Consider the following 16,975-nt stretch of genomic DNA (forward strand, 5'->3'; position numbering starts at 1 on the left):
AGGGTTCAGCATGCGCGTATTCTTTCCCGTAGTGTTTGCCGTCATTCTATCGGGGTTCGCGGGCGTTTCCGCCGCCGCAGCCTCCGAATCAACTGTGCCGAAGCTGATCGGCTGCCTGGACCAGCACGAGATCCGCGAGGAAGTCGCCGCCAAGCGCGTGGTGCCGCAGGTGGTCGCCCTGCGGGCTGCCCGCGGGGCGCTGGGCGGCGAAGCCGTCCGGGCGCGCCTGTGCCGGGTGGATGGCGGGCTCGTCTACGCCATCACGGCCTTGAAGCGCGACGGCAAGGTCGTCAGGGTGTATGTGGACGCCCAGACCGGCAAGGTCATGGCGTCGAACTAAGCGCCGCTCCCGTTCATCCCTGTTCAGCGAGGATCGCACCGTGCGCCTGCTCGTCGTCGAGGACGACAAGGACCTCAACCGCCAGATCGTGACCGCGCTTGAACAGGCCGGCTACGCCGTGGACCGCGCCTATGACGGCGAGGAAGGGCTCTATCTGGGCGAAAGCGAGCCCTATGACGCCGTGATCCTCGATCTCGGCCTGCCCAAGCTCGACGGCGTCGGCGTGCTGCAGAGCTGGCGCCGCGGCGGACGGTCGATGCCGGTGATCATCCTCACCGCGCGCGACCGCTGGAGCGACAAGGTTCAGGGCTTCGACGCCGGCGCGGATGACTACGTCACCAAGCCGTTCCACATGGAGGAGATCCTGGCCCGGGTGCGCGCCGTGGTGCGCCGCGCCGCCGGCCATGCCACCAGCGAGCTCAGCTGCGGCCCGGTGCGGCTCGACACGCGCGCCGGGCGCGTCACCGTGGACGGCAACGCCGTCAAGCTCACCTCGCACGAGTACCGGCTGATGGCCTACCTGATGCACCACACCGGCCGCGTGGTGTCGCGCACCGAGATCGTGGAGCACCTCTACGACCAGGACTTCGACCGTGATTCCAACACCATCGAGGTGTTCGTGGGTCGTCTGCGCAAGAAGCTCGGCGTGGACGTGATCCAGACCGTGCGCGGCCTCGGCTACGTCCTGCAGGCCCCGCCTGCAGGAACCCCGCCCACGGCTTCCACGCCGCGCGCCTGATGTTTCGGCCGCTTTTCTTTCTCCGGAAGCGCCAATCCATTGCGACGCGCCTGTTCGTGTCGTCCACCGTTTGGAGCCTCGCGATCCTGCTGCTGGCGGGCGTGATCCTGTCCACGCTGAACCGCCGCACCACCGAGCACTCCTTCGACGAGCGACTGCACGTCTACCTCAAGTCGCTGGTCGCCGACGTGGCCTCGCCCAACGATAGCGAGCGTTCCGACCCCTACAGCCTGGGCGAGCCGCGCTTCGACCTGCCGCTGTCGGGCTGGTACTGGCAGATTACCCGCATCGACCACGAGCCCGCCGAGATCAAGGGCTCAACCTCGCTGTTCGGCGGGAGGCTTCTGTCGCTGGCGGCCAGCAACGTGAAGGCCCGCGCGGGCGAGTTGCGCGAGGGCTACGCGACCGGGCCGGACGAGCGGCGCCTGCGCATGGTGGAGCGCGTCATCGACCTCGGCGAGGATGGCAAGTTTCTGATTCAAGTGGCTGCGGATTCTGCCGAAATCGAGCAGTCGATCGCGGCCTTCCGCTGGGCGCTGGGGCTCACTTTCGTGCTGCTCGGTCTCGCGCTGGTGGCCACCACGGTGTTCCAGGTGCGCTTCGGCCTGCTGCCGCTGGCGCGCCTGTCGGCGGGCGTCAGCGCCATCCGGCGCGGCGAGGCGGACCATGTCTCCGGCCAGTTCCCGGATGATATCGCGCCGCTCGCCGCCGAGGTGAATCTGCTGATCGACAGCAACCGCGAGATTCTGGAGCGCGCCCGCACGCAGGTCGGCAACCTCGCGCATGCGCTGAAGACGCCGCTCAGCGTAGTGATGAACGAGGCCGCCGCCGAAGGCGGGCCGCTGTCCGCCAAGGTGCAGGAGCAGGCCGCCATCATGCGCGACCAGGTGAACTGGTACCTGGAGCGGGCGAGGGCGGCCGCCCGGGCCGGCTCGGTCGGCGCCGCTACCGAGATCGGCCCCATCGTTGACGGGATCCTGCGCACGGCGGCCAAGATCCACACCGATCGCGCCATCGCGTTCGACGGCGTTGTGGAGCCCGGCGCGATGTTTCGTGGCGAGCGCCAGGATCTCGAGGAGATGATCGGCAACCTTGTGGACAACGGCGGCAAATGGGCCGCCACCCGGGTCGACGTCGCGGTGCGCCCCGCCGAGCCGACCGGCGACGGGCGCTCCTATGTGTGCGTCACCGTGGACGACGACGGCGAGGGTGTCCCCGAAGCCGCCTGGACCAGCATGCTGCGCCGCGGCGCGCGCCTGGATGAGTCGAAGCCCGGCTCGGGCCTGGGGCTTTCCATCGTGGCCGACCTCGCCAGCCTCTATGGCGGCTCGCTGAAGCTCAACCGCTCGCCGCTGGGGGGGCTGCGGGCCGAGTTGACGTTGCCGGCGGCGTGACGCCGCAGGCGCCCCTCCGTACCCATCCGGATAGCCGTCCGGCCTGATTTGGCGTGACGCCGCCACAAAGGACCGCTAATCGAACGCCATGATGGTCTGGATCATCCTGGCGCTCATGACCGGCGCCGCCGTGCTGGCGGTGCTGTGGCCGCTTGGGCGCGACCGGCCTGAGGACGCCGCCGGCGAGACCGCCACTGACGCCGCCTTCTACAAGGCGCAGCTCGCCGAGATCGAGCGCGACGCCGAGCGCGGCCTGATCGAGCCCGCCGACGCCGAGACCGCCCGGGTGGAAGCCGGGCGCAGACTGCTGGCCTCCAACCGCCGCGCCCGGGCGATCGTCGCAGCCGACCCCGGCGCGGGACGCCGCCGGTTGGCCGCCGCCGTGGCGCTGATCGGCGTGCCGCTCGTCAGCCTCTCGGTCTACCTCACCATCGGCCATCCCGCGCTGCCCGACATGCCGCTCGGCGCTCGCGCCGACCGCGCCCGGCCCGACATGAGCATGGCGCAGGCGGTGGCCCGCATCGAGGATCACCTCGCCAAGAACCCTGACGACGGGCGCGGCTTCGAGGTGGTCGGCCCCGTTTATCTCAGCGCCGGGCGCTACGCCGACGCCGAGCGCGCCTTCGCGTCGGCGATCCGGCTGCTCGGCGAAAGCGCGGCGCGGCTGGAGAACCTGGGCGAGGCGCAGGTCGGTCTCGCCGACGGCGTCGTGACGGCGGCCGCTCGCGCCAGCTTCGACAAGGCGCTGGGCCTTGACGGGCGGCTCGTGAAGGCGCGCTATTTCCGCGCGGTCGCGGCCGAGCAGGACGGCGACAAGGCCCGTGCGCTGCAGCTCTTCGGGGAACTCGCCGCCGAGGCGCCGACCGGCACGCCGCTCAAGGCGCGGCTGGACGAAAAGGTGGCCGCGCTAGGCGGCGCCCCGGTTTCGGCCCCTCGCGACGAGACCGCCGAGACCCTTGCGTCGATGCCGCCGGCTGACCGCATGGCGGCCATTCGCGGCATGGTGGAGGGGCTTGACGCGCGCTTGTCTCAGAACGGCGAGGACCCGGAGGGTTGGCTGAGGCTTGTCCGTTCCTACATGGTGCTGGGCGAGGCCGAGAAGGCGCGCAATGCGCTGGCGCGAGGCCGCGCCGCGCTTGCGCTGGACGGCGCTGGCCTCAAGCGCCTCGAGGCGCTCGGGCGCGAACTGAAGATCGAAGGCTCCTGATCGATGACGCGCAAGCAGCGCCGCCTCACCCTCATCGGCTCCGCGCTCGCGGTGCTCGGCCTCGCGGCCGGGCTGGTGCTCTATGCGCTGAACGACACGATCGTGTTCTTCCACGGGCCGACCGACGTGGTCGAGAAGGGCATCCAGCCCGGCGTGCGCTTCCGCATCGGCGGGCTCGTGAAGGAGGGTTCGCTGGTGCGCGGCCCCAACCAGCTGATCCGCTTCGAGGTGACGGACACCAACAAGGCCGTGCCGGTGACCTACCAGGGCCTGCTGCCCGACCTTTTCCGCGAAGGGCAGGGCGTGGTGGCCGAGGGCGCGCTGCAGCCCTCCGGCGAGTTCAAGGCCGACAGCGTTCTGGCCAAGCACGACGAGAACTACATGCCCAAGGAAGTCGCCGACTCGCTGAAACAGCAGGGCGTGTGGCAGCATGCGGGCGACAAGGCCAAGGATGCCGGCGCTAAAGGCGCGGCGCCCAAGCCTGCCGCCGCCGCAAAGCCGGGAGCCTGACGCCATGATCGTCGAACTCGGCCACTACGCCCTCGTGCTCGCGCTGGCGCTTTCGCTCGTGCTCACCGTGATTCCGGCCTGGGGCGCGCACACCCGCGACGCGGCCCTGATGGGCGTCGCACGTCCGGCCGCTTTCGCGATGCTGTTTTTCACGGCCGCGTCCTTTGTGGCGCTGGCGGCCGCGTATGTGGGCTCGGACTTCTCCGTGCTCAACGTGTTCCAGAATTCGCATTCGGCCAAGCCGCTCGCCTACAAGATCTCGGGCGTATGGTCGAACCACGAGGGCTCGATGCTCTTGTGGGTGCTGATCCTCGCGATTTTCGCCGGCCTCGTCGCCTGGCGCGGCGCGGCGATGCCCCGGCGCCTGCTCAGCTACGTGCTGAGCGTCCAGGGCGCGATTGCGGCGGCGTTCTTTCTGTTCATCCTGCTCACGTCCAACCCCTTCGCGCGCGTGATGCCCGCGCCGTTCGAGGGCGAGGGGCTGAACCCGCTGCTGCAGGACCCCGGCCTCGCGATCCACCCGCCGCTGCTCTACCTCGGCTATGTCGGCTTCTCGGTGGCGTTTTCGTTCGCGGTCGGGGCCTTGCTGGAAGGCCGCATCGACGCCGTGTGGGCTCGCTTCGTCCGGCCCTGGACGCTGCTCGCCTGGGCGTTTCTGACGCTCGGCATCGCGATGGGGTCCTACTGGGCCTATTACGAGCTTGGCTGGGGCGGCTGGTGGTTCTGGGACCCGGTGGAGAACGCCTCGCTGATGCCCTGGCTCGCCGGCACCGCGCTGGTTCACTCCATCGTCGTGATGGAAAAGCGCGACGCATTGAAGGTCTGGACGATCCTGCTCTCCATCTTGGCCTTCTCGTTGTCCCTGATCGGCACCTTCCTGGTGCGCTCGGGCGTGCTGACCTCCGTGCACTCCTTTGCGAGCGATCCGGCGCGCGGCGTGTTCATTCTCTGCATCCTGGTGTTCTTTATCGGCGGCGGTCTGACGCTATTCGCCTGGCGCGCGCCGGTGCTGCGGCAAGGCGGCCTGTTCGCGCCGGTGTCGCGCGAAGGCGCGCTGGTGCTCAACAACCTGTTCCTGGCCGCCGCCTGCGCGGCTGTGTTCATCGGCACGCTCTACCCGCTAGCGCTCGAGGCTGTGACAGGCGCCAAGATCTCGGTGGGCCCGCCCTTCTTCGAAGCGACGTTCCTGCCCCTGATCGTGCCGCTGCTGCTGCTTGTTCCGGTCGGCCAGACGCTGGCGTGGAAGCGCGGCGACCTGCTGGGCGTTCTCCAGCGCCTCTCGGCCGCCTTTGGACTGGCGTTTGTCGGAACGATCATCGTCTTCGCGACGACGCGCGGCGGGCCGGTCGCGGCTCCGCTCGGCGTCGGGCTCGGTTTTTGGCTGATCCTCGGATCGCTCTCGGAGATCACGTCCCGCTCGCATCGCCGCGGCGCGTCCGTCCTCACGGTGCTGCGCCGCGCCGCTGGCCTGCCGCGCGCCGCCTGGGGCTCGGCAATCGCCCACGCGGGCGTCGGCGTCACGGTGATCGGCATTGCGGCGACAGCCTGGGGCGTGGAACGCATCGCTACGCTGAAGCCGGGCGAGCAGATCGCGCTCGGCCCCTACCAGGTGACGCTCGAGGGCGTTGTTCCCCGCAACGGGCCGGATTACCGCGAGGTCGCCGCCCTGATGGTGGTGCGCGACGGCGATCGGGTCATCGGCCGCGTCGAGCCCGGCAAGCGCACCTTCATCGCCCGCACCACAGCGACGTCCGAGGCCGGGCTGCTCACCGTCGGCCTCGGCCAGATCTACGCCAGCGTTGCGGAAGTCGGCGCCGCGGACGGATCGGCCGGCGTCCGGCTCTACTGGAAACCCTGGGTGCTGCTGATCTGGCTCGGTTCGGTCGCGATGGCGGCGGGCGGCGTGCTGTCGCTCAGCGATCGGCGCGCCCGCGTGGCCGCGCCGGCGCGCCGGGCCGTCCCGGCGGCGGTTCCGGCCGAATGAGCATGCGCAAGCTCGCAGCCTCCGGACTGATCGCGGCGGCGCTGCTGGCTTCGGCTCCCGCCTGGGCGGTGAACCCCGACGAGGTGCTGCCCGATCCCGCCATGGAAGCGCGCGCCCGCGCGCTCTCGACGGAACTGCGCTGCCTCGTCTGCCAGAACCAGTCCATCGACGACAGCGACGCGCCGCTGGCGCGCGACCTGCGCGTGATCGTGCGCGAGAAGATCAAGGCCGGCGAGAGCGACGGCGCGATCAAGAGCTATCTGGTCGACCGTTACGGCGAGTTTGTGCTGCTGAAGCCGAGCTTCTCGGCCCGCACCGCGCTGCTCTGGGCCGGCCCCTTTGCGGTGCTGCTCGGCGGGGTCGCGGTGGTGTGGATCAACGGGCGTCGACGGCGCGACGAAGTTGCGACCTTGTCGGCCGAGGAGGAAGCGGCGATCCGCTCCCTCCTCGACGAAACGCCTGCGGAAAGCGCGTCTCCGGTCACTTCTCCCCGGACAGGATCCCGCTCTTGAAGGCGAGGCCGGCCAGGGCCGCACCGACCAGCGGACCGACAAAGTACACCCAGATCTGCGCCGCCGCCGCGCCGCCGGCATAAAGGTTCGGCGCCAGCGTCCGCGCAGGGTTGAGCGAGTTGCCGGTGATCGGCACGAAGGCGAGGTGCAACAGCGCCAGCGTGAGGCCAATCACGAGGCCGGCCAGCGCGCCGCCGCCGACGTTGGGCTGCGTTACGCCCAGGATCACGGCCGTGAAGATGAACGTCGCGACCGCCTCTGTGAGCAGCGCCGACATCGGCGACCAGGCGCCGAAAGTGGTCTGCCCGAACACGCCGCCCGAGATTGCGTAGCCGCCCGGCGCGCCCTGGAGGATCAGCGCCAGCACGCCTGCGCCCACGAAGCCGCCCACGAACTGGGCGATGAGATAGCCCGGCACGTCCTTGCCGCTGAACCGGCCCGCGGTCCACAGCGCCACCGTGACGGCTGGGTTGATGTGGCAGCCCGAGATCGGGCCGATGCAGTAAGCCATGGCGGTCACCGACAGGCCGAAGGCCAGCGCTATGGCGAGAATGCCCTGCGTGTGCACCGACGCGCCCATGGCGACGGCCGGGCTGAGGCCTGACCCGAGCAGGTTCACGGCGACGACGCTGCCGCATCCCACCAGCACCAGCACGGCTGTGCCGAGCGCCTCTGCGATGAATCTTTTCATGATCGTCTCCCCCAACGGGCCATTCTGGCCGGCTAAGCGGGATTTCAATCACTAACAGCACAAAGGTCAAATGAAGAAGCGACATGCATTCGGACGGTTACGGTCGGTCACCTTTCCTATTTGTCATGATCTCGTGACGACGCCGTAAGCCGCCGACCCCCATCTTCTGCTCCACAAGCCGGGGAGATCCCCCGCGACCAGGCTTCGAGGAGCGAGACCATGACCCCAGAGACCCCCACGACTTCGCCCGGGAATGCCCCGAAGCGCCGCCTGTCGGTCCGCGCCGGCCTATTGGCCGGAGCATGCGCGATCGCGGTGGTCGGCGCCGGCGCAGCCCATTACTCCGACTTCCCGACCGCCGTCGCCAATGCGCAGACCGCGCAGCCGCAGGTCGCCCAGGCGCTGGGCGGGCCGCCTTCCTTCGCCAACGCGGTGGATCGCGTGAAGCCGGCCGTCGTCTCCGTGAAGGTGAAGGTCGAGAACGCCGCGACGCGTGACGGCGACATCGCCGGCAACGACGACGAGGATGGCGGCATGCCGCAGAACATCCCGCCGCAGCTGCGCGACTTCTTCCGCCAGTTCGGCCAGCCGGACGGTCGCGGCATGCCGCGCGGCGGCCAGGCGCGTCCGCGCGGCCATCAGTACGGCCAGGCGCAGGGCTCGGGCTTCTTCATCACGCCGGACGGCTACATCGTGACCAACAACCACGTGGTCGCGAACGCCGTCGAGGTGGCGGTGACCATGGACGACGGGCGCACGCTCGACGCCAAGGTGATCGGCACAGATCCCAAGACGGACCTCGCGCTGCTGAAGGTGAAGCAGTCCGGGACCTATCCGTTCGTGAAGTTCGCCAAGGGGCAGCCCCGCGTCGGCGACTGGGTGATCGCGGTCGGCAACCCGTTCGGCCTCGGCGGCACCGTCACGGCCGGCATCGTCTCGGCCCGGGGCCGCGACATCGGCTCGGGTCCCTATGACGACTACCTGCAGATCGACGCGGCCGTGAACCGCGGCAACTCGGGCGGGCCGACCTTCGACATGAACGGCGACGTCGTGGGGGTGAACACCGCCATCTACTCGCCGTCGGGCGGCAATGTCGGCATCGCCTTCGCGATCCCGACCGAGGTCGCCACCAACGTGATCGAGTCGCTGAAGGACACGGGCTCCGTCTCGCGCGGCTTCATCGGCGTGCAGATCCAGCCGGTCACCTCCGAGATCGCCGACAGCCTCGGCCTCAAGGAAACGCGCGGCGCACTGGTCGCGGACGCGCAGAGCAACGGCCCGGCCGCTGCGGCTGGCGTGAAGGCCGGCGACGTGATCGTCTCGGTGGACGGCGACAAGATCGCCGGACCCAAGGAGCTGTCGCGCCGCATCGGCTCCATGAAGCCCGGCGACAAGGCCGAGCTCAGCGTGGTGCGCGACGGCCGCGAGCAGCAGATCACCCTGAAGCTCGCCGCGCTGCCGAACGAAAAGCAGGCCCGCGCCGACACGCAGGACGACGCCGCCCCGACGGCGGGCGGCTTCGGCCTGAGCCTCGCTCCGGCCCGCACCGTGCAGGGCGCGGGCGGCCAAGGCGTGGTGGTCACGCAGGTCGATCCGGACGGTCCGGGCGCCCAGCAGGGCGTGAAGCAGGGCGACGTGATCCTGGAGATCGGCGGCCGCACAGTCTCCGACCCCACCGAGGTCAAGCAGGCTCTCGCGGACGCCCGCCAGAACGGCAAGAAGGCCGTGCTGATACGCCTGAAGACCGGAAAAGACAGCCGCTTCGTGGCGCTCGCCTTCCCCAAGAAGGACGCGCGCGGCTAACCCGATCGGAGCGCCGGCGGGCACGCCCCCCGCCTGCCGGCTTCCGCAGCGGCGCGCAGCGCGATCGCCCCCGCGCGAGACGCCGCCTCCCGTCCGCCTTTTCGGCGGACGGGAGAACCAGGCAGGCCGGGATTTCAGCCTCTTCCCGGCCTGCCTTTTTCGTTGGAGCCGCAACTTTCCTTTGCGCAACGGGCTCCGGACGCCGCTTCCCCCTCAACATGCGGGCGTCTTGGAGGTATGCCATGGACATGAAGCTTCTGATCGTCGAGGACGACAAGGACTCCGCCTCCTATCTGGTGAAGGCGTTCCGCGAGTCCGGCCATGTCGCGGACCATGCCGCCGACGGCCTCGACGGATACGCGCTGGCGCGCGAGGGCGACTACGACGTCCTGATCATCGACCGCATGCTGCCCAAGCTCGATGGGCTTTCGCTCATCCACGGCCTGCGCGAGCAGAAGGTGGAGACGCCGGTGCTGATCCTCTCGGCGCTCGGCCAGGTCGACGACCGTGTGAAGGGCCTGCGCGCCGGGGGCGACGACTACCTGCCCAAGCCCTACGCGTTCTCCGAATTGCTCGCCCGCACCGAGGTGCTGGCCCGCCGGCGCCGCTCCGGTCCAGCCGAGGAGACGCGCTACCGCGTCGGCGACCTCGAACTCGACCGGCTGTCGCACCAGGTGACCCGCGCCGGCAAGCCCGTGGACCTGCAGCCGCGCGAGTTCCGGCTGCTCGAATACCTCATGAAGCACGCCGGCCAGGTGGTGACGCGCACCATGCTGCTCGAGAACGTGTGGGATTATCACTTCGATCCGCAGACCAACGTCATCGACGTTCATCTCTCGCGGCTACGCGGCAAGGTCGACAAAGGCTTCGACCGGCCGCTGATCCATACGGTGCGCGGCGCGGGGTACATGGTTCGTGACGGCGCTCGGTAAGCTCTTCCGCACCACGGCGTTCAAGCTGTCGCTGGCTTACCTCGTCATTTTCACGCTGTTTGCGTTTTTCCTGCTGGGCTACATCGCCTTCAACGCGCGCCGGCTGATCGCCGACCAGGTCGCCTCCGTGGTGGAGGCCGAGACGCAAGGGTTGGCCGAGCAGTACATGGCCGGCGGGTTGCGCCGGCTGGTCGAAATCATCGAGCAACGCTCGCGCCAGCCCGGCGCCTCGCTCTACCTGGTCATGGGCCCGGGAGGCGACAAGCTTGCGGGCAATATTGGCCAGTTGCCGCCGGACCTCCTGAACCAGACCGGCCAACGCCAGATCGCCTATTTCCACAACGACGACGACCGCCGGCCCCACATGGCGCTGGTGCGGATCTACGACCTGCCGTCGCGCGTGAAGCTGCTGGTCGGCCACGACCTCGCGGAGGCCGACAGGCTGCGGAGCGTGATCCGCCGCGCTTTCGGCTGGTCGTTGTCGCTGGTCGTGATCCTGGCGCTGCTGGGCGGCTGGTTCGTCACCCGCCGGGTGCTCGGGCGCATTGACGCCATGACGGACACGACGCGGGGCATCATGGAGGGGAACCTCTCGGGCCGGCTGGCGCTTTCGGGCTCCAATGACGAGCTCGACCGTCTGGCGGTGGGCCTCAACGCCATGCTGGACCGCATCGAGGAGCTGATGACCGGCCTCAAGGAGGTCTCGGACAACATCGCGCACGACCTCAAGACGCCGCTCACGCGCCTGCGCAACGGCGCCGAGCAGGCGCTGCGCACCGCGCAGTCGCCGGACGACTACCGCCAGGCGCTGGAAGGCACGATCGAGGAGGCCGACAACCTCATCCGGGTGTTCAACGCCCTCCTGATGATCGCCCGCGCGGAGGCCGGCAGCGCGCATGACGGCGTCAGCGACTTCGACCTCGCCGAAATGGCGCGTGACGTGGTGGAGCTCTATGAGCCGGTGGCCGAGGAAGCCGGCGTGCCGCTAACGCTCGACGTGCCGCCCGGCCTGCGCCTGAAGGGCTCGCGCGAACTGGTTGGGCAAGCGCTCGCCAACCTCGTCGACAACGCCATCAAATACGCACCGCGGCCGCTCGACCCCGGCGCTGCGCCGAACGCCCAGCCCGGGGTCCGCGTCAGCGCGGCGACGCGCGGCGACGCCGTCGAGATCGCGGTGGCGGATGGCGGCCCCGGCATTCCGGCTGCGGATCGCAATCGCGTGCTGGAGCGTTTCGTACGCCTGGAAGGCGCGCGCACGCGCCCTGGTTTCGGGCTCGGCCTGTCGCTTGCCGCCGCCGTGGCGCGGTTGCATGGCGGCGTGTTGCGGCTCGAGGATAACGAGCCCGGCCTGCGCGCCGTGGTGGCTCTGCCGCTGCCAAGCGGAGGCGCGTGAGTGGTGGAGCCGCAGGATCAAGGAGCAGGCCTGGCGGAGCGCATCGTCGCCGCGCCGCGTCTCTCGGATGCCAAGCTGGCGCGCAGCCGGCTGGCCGAGCTGCTGGCCGAACCTGACGCAGGCGCGCTCCGGTCTTTGCTGGACACGTCGCTTAAAGCCGTGGCCCTGCTGCAGGGCATTGCGGATCACTCGCCCTTCCTTTGGCGGCTCGCCTCGTCCGACCGCTCGCGCCTCCATGCGTTGCTGGCGGCCAATCCGGACCTCCGCTTCACCGCGTTGATCGCGCGCGTCGCCGATTGCTGGCGCGGGAGCCCGCCCGAGCCGCAGCTCATGAAGGCGCTTCGGCTCGCCAAGCAGGAGCTCGCCCTGCTGGTCGCGTTGGCCGACATCGGCGGCGTGTGGACCGTCGAGCAGGTCACGGCCGCGCTCAGCGACTTCGCGGACGCCGCGGTGGCGTCCAGCGTCCGCTGGCTGCTGGCCGAGGCCGCCGCCGCCGGGCGGTTCCGGCCCGCCGAGCCGGCCGACCCCGCGCTCGCCTCCGGCGTCGTCGTGCTGGCGCTTGGCAAGCATGGCGCGCGCGAGCTGAACTATTCGTCCGACATCGACATCATCGTCTTCTTCGATCCCGAAACCGCTCCCCTGGCGGCGAACGTGGAGCCGACGCCGTTTTTTGTCCGGCTGGTGAAGGGGCTCGTGCGGTTGCTGCAGGAGCGCACGTCCGAAGGTTACGTGTTCCGCACCGACCTGCGCCTGCGGCCCGATCCCGCGTCCACGCCAAGCGCCATCCCGCTGCCGTCGGCCTACGCTTATTACGAGAGCGTCGGCCAGAATTGGGAGCGCGCTGCGCTCATCAAGGCCCGCCCGGTCGCCGGCGATCTGCCGATCGGCGAGGCTTTCCTGCAGGAGCTGACGCCGTTCATCTGGCGCAAATATTTCGACTACGCCGCCGTGGCGGACATTCACGCCATGAAGCGGCAGATCCACGCGGCCCGCGGCCACGACGTGATCGCGGTGGCGGGGCACAACATCAAGCTCGGCCGCGGCGGCATCCGCGAGGTGGAGTTCTTCGTCCAGACTCAGCAGCTGGTATTCGGCGGGCGACGGCCGCAGCTGCGGGGCCGGCGCACGCTGGACATGCTCACCGCCCTGCGGTCGGACGGCTGGATTTCCGACAAGGCGGAGCGGGAGCTCGCGCACGCCTACCGGTTCCTGCGGACCATCGAGCACCGGCTGCAGATGCAGGCCGACGAGCAGACCCAGCAACTGCCGCACGAGACCGACAAGCTCGCCTGCTTCGCCCGCTTCTGCGGCTACGCGTCGGCGGCGGCCTTCGGCAAGGCGCTCACCACGGAGGCGTTGAAGGTCGAGCGCCACTATGTGCGCCTGTTCGAAGAGGGCGGGGAACTCACCTCCGGCGAGGGCAACCTTGTGTTCACCGGGGTGACGGACGACCCCGACACTCTCGATACGTTGCGCCGGATGGGCTTTTCCGACCCGACCACCGTCGCGGAGACCGTGCGCGGCTGGCATTTCGGCCGGCGGCAGGCCGTACAAAGCGCGCGCGCCCGCGAGGTGCTCACCGAGCTGGTGCCCAAGCTTCTCGGCGCCTTCGGGGCGACCGCCGATCCGGACGGCGCGCTGGCGACGCTGGATCGTGCACTCGCCCGCATGCCGGCCGCGGTTGAGCTGTTCTCGATCCTCCGGAACCACCAGTCGATCCTGTCGCTTTTCGCCGACTTGCTCGGCTCCGCGCCGCGGTTGGCCGAGATCGTCGCGCAGCGCCCACATCTGCTCGACGCGCTGATCGACCCGGCCGTGAACCGCGCCTATGCGGGGCTGGACGACCTCGTCACGCGGTTGTCGGGCGCGGTGGGCGCGCCGGAACTGCTGGAAGATTTCCTGGATCGCTTGCGCGACGCCGGGCAGCACGAATTGTTTTTGGTCGGCTCACGCGCCATCTCGGACGCCGTGCCGCTGGCGCGCGTCGGCGACGCCTACGCGATGCTTGCCGAGGCGCTGATCCGCGTGGCGCTGGCCGAAGTGGAGCGCCGCTTTCGCGCCGACCACGGCGTCGTCCCGGGAGGGCGGATCGCCGTGGTCGCAATGGGCCGGCTTGGGTCGCGCGAGATGACGGCCACGTCGGACCTCGATCTGGTGGTGCTCTACGATTTCGACGAGGAGCGCTCCGAGAGCGACGGAGCCCGGCCGCTCAGCGCCACGACCTACTACACGCGCCTGACCCAACGCTTGATCAGCGCCCTCACGGTTCCAACCCGCCGCGGCGTGCTGTATGCGGTGGACATGCGCTTGCGCCCATCCGGCAACAAGGGCCCGGCCGCGACGCAGTACCGAGGTTTTCTGCAATACCAGCACGACGAGGCCGAAGTCTGGGAGCAGATGGCGCTCACGCGGGCGCGGCCCGTCGCCGGCGACATTGGCTTCATGGCCGAGGTCAGCGACGCCATCGCGGACATCCTCCGCCGCGAGCGCGATCCCGCCACCGTTCGGCGCGAGGCTGCCGACATGCGCAGGCTGATCGCGAGCGAGAAGGGCGACGCAGATCGCTGGGACCTCAAGCTTGCCCGGGGCGGCCTGCTCGACATCGAGTTCATCGCCCAGACCATCGTGCTTCTTGAAAGCCGCGCCCATCCGGAGCTGGCCCAAACGTCCACAGGAGACATCCTAGACGTTGCCGCCCGAGTGGGTCTGCTGCCGCCCGACGATGGCGAGGCTCTGCGCGAAGCCTACGCGATGATGCGCGACATGCTGCAATGGCAGCGGCTTACCGTTTCGGGAACGTTCAAGCCGGAGGAGGCCTCTGCGGGCCTCAAACGCCGCATGGCGTCCGTGGTCGGCCTGCCGGACTTCAAGATGCTGGAGCGCGACCTCGCCGAGCGGCAGGCGAACGTCCGCGCCATCTTCGAGCGGCTGCTCGCGGCGCCGCCCGTGTCCTGATCAGTGCCGCATTCCGGCGCGGGCCGACGCGATCTCGAGCCCGGTGGGCGGCTTCAGCGGCAAGTGCAACAGCACGATCGTACCCGTGCCCTCGCAGGAGCGGATCCGCAAGCCGCCGCCATGGAGTTCGGCCAGCGACCGCGCGATCGCGAGGCCCAGGCCGGAGCCGTCGGTGGGCTTGGACGCATCCATGTCGACCCACGCGAACGGCCGGGCCAGCTTCGGAAGCGCGTCCTTTGGGATGCCCACTCCGGTGTCTTCGACATAAATGTTCAGCGAGCCGCCGATCCGGCGTGTGCGGACCATCACCTTTCCGCCTTCAGGGGTGAACTTCACCGCGTTGGAGAGAAGATGGCCGAGCATCTTGTCGAGCGCGCGGCGATCGGCATGCAGCACGGTGTCGGGCATGGCCTCCGCGGTGACCGTCAGCCCGCGGGAGTGGGCTACGGACGCGATGCCGTCGATGGCCGACGCAATGGCGTCTTCGGCCTGCATCGGCTCGCGGTTCATGCGAACCCGCCCGGCCTCGATCTCGGCCATGTCGAGGATATCGGCGATCAGGCCAAGCAGGTACTCGCCGCTCTTGCGGATGTCCCGGCAATAGTCGGTGTACTTCGCGCAGCCCAGCGAGCCAAAGATCCCCGCCTCCATAACCTCCGAGAACCCCAGGATGGCGTTGAGGGGGGTGCGCAGCTCATGGCTCATCTTGGCCAGGAACTCGGACTTGGCGCGGTTGGCGCCTTCCGCCTCGGCCTTCTGCTCGAGGTAGCGCTCGGCAAGGTCGGCGAGTTGCTGGGCCTGCATTTCCAGCGTCTGCCGCGACCGCTTCAGGTCGGCGACCGAGGCCGTGAGCTTGCGCTCGCTGTCGAGCAGGCGCTCCTCCTGCTGCTTCAGCAGCGTGATGTCCGTGCCGACCGAGACGTAGCCGCCATCCTTGGTGCGGCGCTCGTTGATCTGCAGCCAGCGCGCGTCGGGGAGCTGAGCCTCGTAGCTACGAGCGCCGGCCTCGCCGAGCCGCCCGTCCAGCCGGTGCTGCACGACTGATGGCGTCAGGGCTGCGGCCAGCGTCTCGTAAGGCGTGCCGGCGTTGATGTCCTCGGCCGAGAGATTGTGCAGTTTCTGAAACTTGGAATTGCACATCACCAGCTTGTTGGAGTCGTCCCAGAGCACGAAGGCTTCCGAAATGGTCTCGATGGCGTCGCGCAGGCGCATGTCCGCTGTGGCGCTGCGCTGGGCGAGGCGATGCTGCTCGCTGATGTCAATTGCGATGCCGATGAGGTGCGGGTCGCGGTTCTCGCCGTCGCGGACGAGCTCGGCGCGGGCGCGCACCCAGACCCACTCGCCGTCAGCGGCGCGGACCCGGAACGCGTGGTCGACCGTGGTGGCTTCGCGGCTGGCAAGCTGGTCGGCGAGTGAGAACAGGTCGCCGTCATCCGGATGCACGAGGCGGTTGACCTCGCCAAAGGACATCAACTCGCTATCGCGGTCGTATCCCAACATCTCGTACATGGAATCGGACCAGTAGAGCGTGCCGCGGGCGATGTCCCAGTCCCACAGGCCGCAACGGCCGCGCGACAAGGCGGTGTCGAGGCGCCGGCGGAACTTGTCGCAGATCGCATCGGCCTGCCGGGCGCGCCAGGCTTGCCAGAAATAAGCGGTGCTGATGGCGGTGAGCACGAAGGTGGCGGCGCCGAGCAGTATCAGTGTCGAGGTCGTGCGCGAGCGCCACCCCGCCAGGGCCTGCGAGACCGGCTGCACCACCGCGACCTGGCCGTAAGGGGCCGGGAGGTCGCGCACGGTGGCGAGCGCCTTCGCGCCGCTCGGCAGCGTGATCACGATCACCCCGGCCTTGTCCGCGAAGGTCGTCAGCGGCTGGGTTTCGCCAAGGGCGTTGACGAGGCTCGAGCGGGCATGAAGGCCGCTGGGCAGGCTGGCGCCCACCATGCCGTCAGTCCGGGTCAGCAGGACATAGCGGCCGTCGTGGATCGCGTGGCTCGGGATGAAGCCGAGGGCGCGGGGATCGAACGTCTCGTTCGGCGCCACCGTGCGCGCCAGTTCGGACGCCGCGTAGGAGGCGAGGATGTCCATGTCGCCGACAGCGTCGACAAGCGTTTCATCCCGCGTGCTCGCGGCGTTCATGTAGGAGATGCTGCCGAGCGCCACCACGAAAACCGCGACCATGACGGGCACGATGCGCCTGAGCCAAGGTTCGATATCGAGCAGTTTCAAGTAGGCTGGGTTGGCCAGAGACCGCACCAGACCCGGAATAGAATGCGCGCGAACGGAAGCAATGGCTGCGAAGCTTCGCGCCATGCACAATACCCCCTCGGATCCCTTTAACGCCCCATTCGGAAGGACGTGCCGCATCTTCCCGAATCGAGATTATCTGAATCCTGAGCAGGTGATTTGTCCAGTTCTTAAGAGATGATTACGGAGCAAAAAAACACTTGCTACTAAGGATAGTATAGCCGCCCCAGCGGGGGCCCAAGGCGACCAGGAACAAAGCGGAATCAAA

Annotated in this window: 13 protein-coding genes; 11 read left to right on the forward strand and 2 right to left on the reverse strand. The window is 69.1% G+C overall.

Annotated elements, in window-relative coordinates; translation table 11 throughout:
- The first annotated feature begins 10 nt into the window (after positions 1-10).
- From IEV99_RS06410 to IEV99_RS06440, 7 genes are all read left to right on the forward strand, one after another.
- Positions 11-340, forward strand: coding sequence for a PepSY domain-containing protein (locus IEV99_RS06410; RefSeq protein ID WP_188516847.1), 330 nt, complete (start codon positions 11-13; stop codon positions 338-340).
- Between the two features lie 40 nt (positions 341-380).
- Positions 381-1,079, forward strand: coding sequence for a response regulator transcription factor (locus IEV99_RS06415; RefSeq protein WP_188516848.1), 699 nt, complete (start codon positions 381-383; stop codon positions 1,077-1,079).
- A gap of 56 nt (positions 1,080-1,135) precedes the next feature.
- On the forward strand, positions 1,136-2,473 hold the full coding sequence (locus tag IEV99_RS06420) for a sensor histidine kinase (protein WP_308469353.1): 1,338 nt from the start codon (positions 1,136-1,138) through the stop codon (positions 2,471-2,473).
- 88 nt (positions 2,474-2,561) lie between these two features.
- Complete coding sequence (gene ccmI / locus IEV99_RS06425) at positions 2,562-3,680, forward strand: c-type cytochrome biogenesis protein CcmI (RefSeq protein ID WP_188516850.1); 1,119 nt, start codon at positions 2,562-2,564, stop codon at positions 3,678-3,680.
- A gap of 3 nt (positions 3,681-3,683) precedes the next feature.
- Positions 3,684-4,190 carry a cytochrome c maturation protein CcmE gene (ccmE, locus tag IEV99_RS06430; protein WP_188516851.1) on the forward strand — a complete coding sequence of 169 codons (507 nt, stop codon included), beginning with the start codon at positions 3,684-3,686 and terminating at the stop codon, positions 4,188-4,190.
- 4 nt (positions 4,191-4,194) lie between these two features.
- On the forward strand, positions 4,195-6,174 hold the full coding sequence (locus tag IEV99_RS06435) for a heme lyase CcmF/NrfE family subunit (protein ID WP_188516852.1): 1,980 nt from the start codon (positions 4,195-4,197) through the stop codon (positions 6,172-6,174).
- 2 nt (positions 6,175-6,176) lie between these two features.
- Complete coding sequence (locus IEV99_RS06440) at positions 6,177-6,686, forward strand: cytochrome c-type biogenesis protein (protein WP_188516853.1); 510 nt, start codon at positions 6,177-6,179, stop codon at positions 6,684-6,686.
- Here the strand turns inward: IEV99_RS06440 and IEV99_RS06445 are convergent.
- Complete coding sequence (locus tag IEV99_RS06445; RefSeq protein ID WP_188516854.1) at positions 6,655-7,377, reverse strand: MIP/aquaporin family protein; 723 nt, start codon at positions 7,375-7,377, stop codon at positions 6,655-6,657. The two genes, IEV99_RS06440 and IEV99_RS06445, sit on opposite strands and share 32 nt — an antisense overlap.
- A 219-nt stretch (positions 7,378-7,596) precedes the next feature.
- On the opposite strand from IEV99_RS06445, the gene IEV99_RS06450 reads away from it, so the two are divergent.
- The 4 genes from IEV99_RS06450 (at position 7,597) to IEV99_RS06465 (ending at position 14,460) form a co-directional block, all read left to right on the forward strand.
- Entirely contained in the window at positions 7,597-9,180 is a 1,584-nt protein-coding gene (locus IEV99_RS06450) for a Do family serine endopeptidase (RefSeq protein WP_188516855.1), read from the forward strand.
- 248 nt (positions 9,181-9,428) lie between these two features.
- On the forward strand, positions 9,429-10,112 hold the full coding sequence (locus IEV99_RS06455; RefSeq protein WP_188517678.1) for a winged helix-turn-helix domain-containing protein: 684 nt from the start codon (positions 9,429-9,431) through the stop codon (positions 10,110-10,112).
- Positions 10,096-11,505: a sensor histidine kinase gene (locus IEV99_RS06460; RefSeq protein WP_188516856.1), complete on the forward strand. Its 1,410-nt coding sequence runs from the start codon at positions 10,096-10,098 to the stop codon at positions 11,503-11,505. Before IEV99_RS06455 ends, IEV99_RS06460 begins: the two co-directional genes overlap by 17 nt.
- Positions 11,506-14,460 (forward strand): bifunctional [glutamine synthetase] adenylyltransferase/[glutamine synthetase]-adenylyl-L-tyrosine phosphorylase, encoded by a 2,955-nt coding sequence (locus IEV99_RS06465; protein WP_244643617.1) that lies wholly within the window; start codon positions 11,506-11,508, stop codon positions 14,458-14,460.
- Here the strand turns inward: IEV99_RS06465 and IEV99_RS06470 are convergent, their stop codons facing one another.
- Positions 14,461-16,641, reverse strand: coding sequence for a PAS domain-containing sensor histidine kinase (locus tag IEV99_RS06470; RefSeq protein WP_244643620.1), 2,181 nt, complete (start codon positions 16,639-16,641; stop codon positions 14,461-14,463).
- Positions 16,642-16,975 lie beyond the last annotated feature (334 nt).

The sequence above is a fragment of the Alsobacter metallidurans genome, assembly GCF_014636935.1.
Classification (GTDB): Bacteria; Pseudomonadota; Alphaproteobacteria; order Rhizobiales; family Beijerinckiaceae; genus Alsobacter; species Alsobacter metallidurans.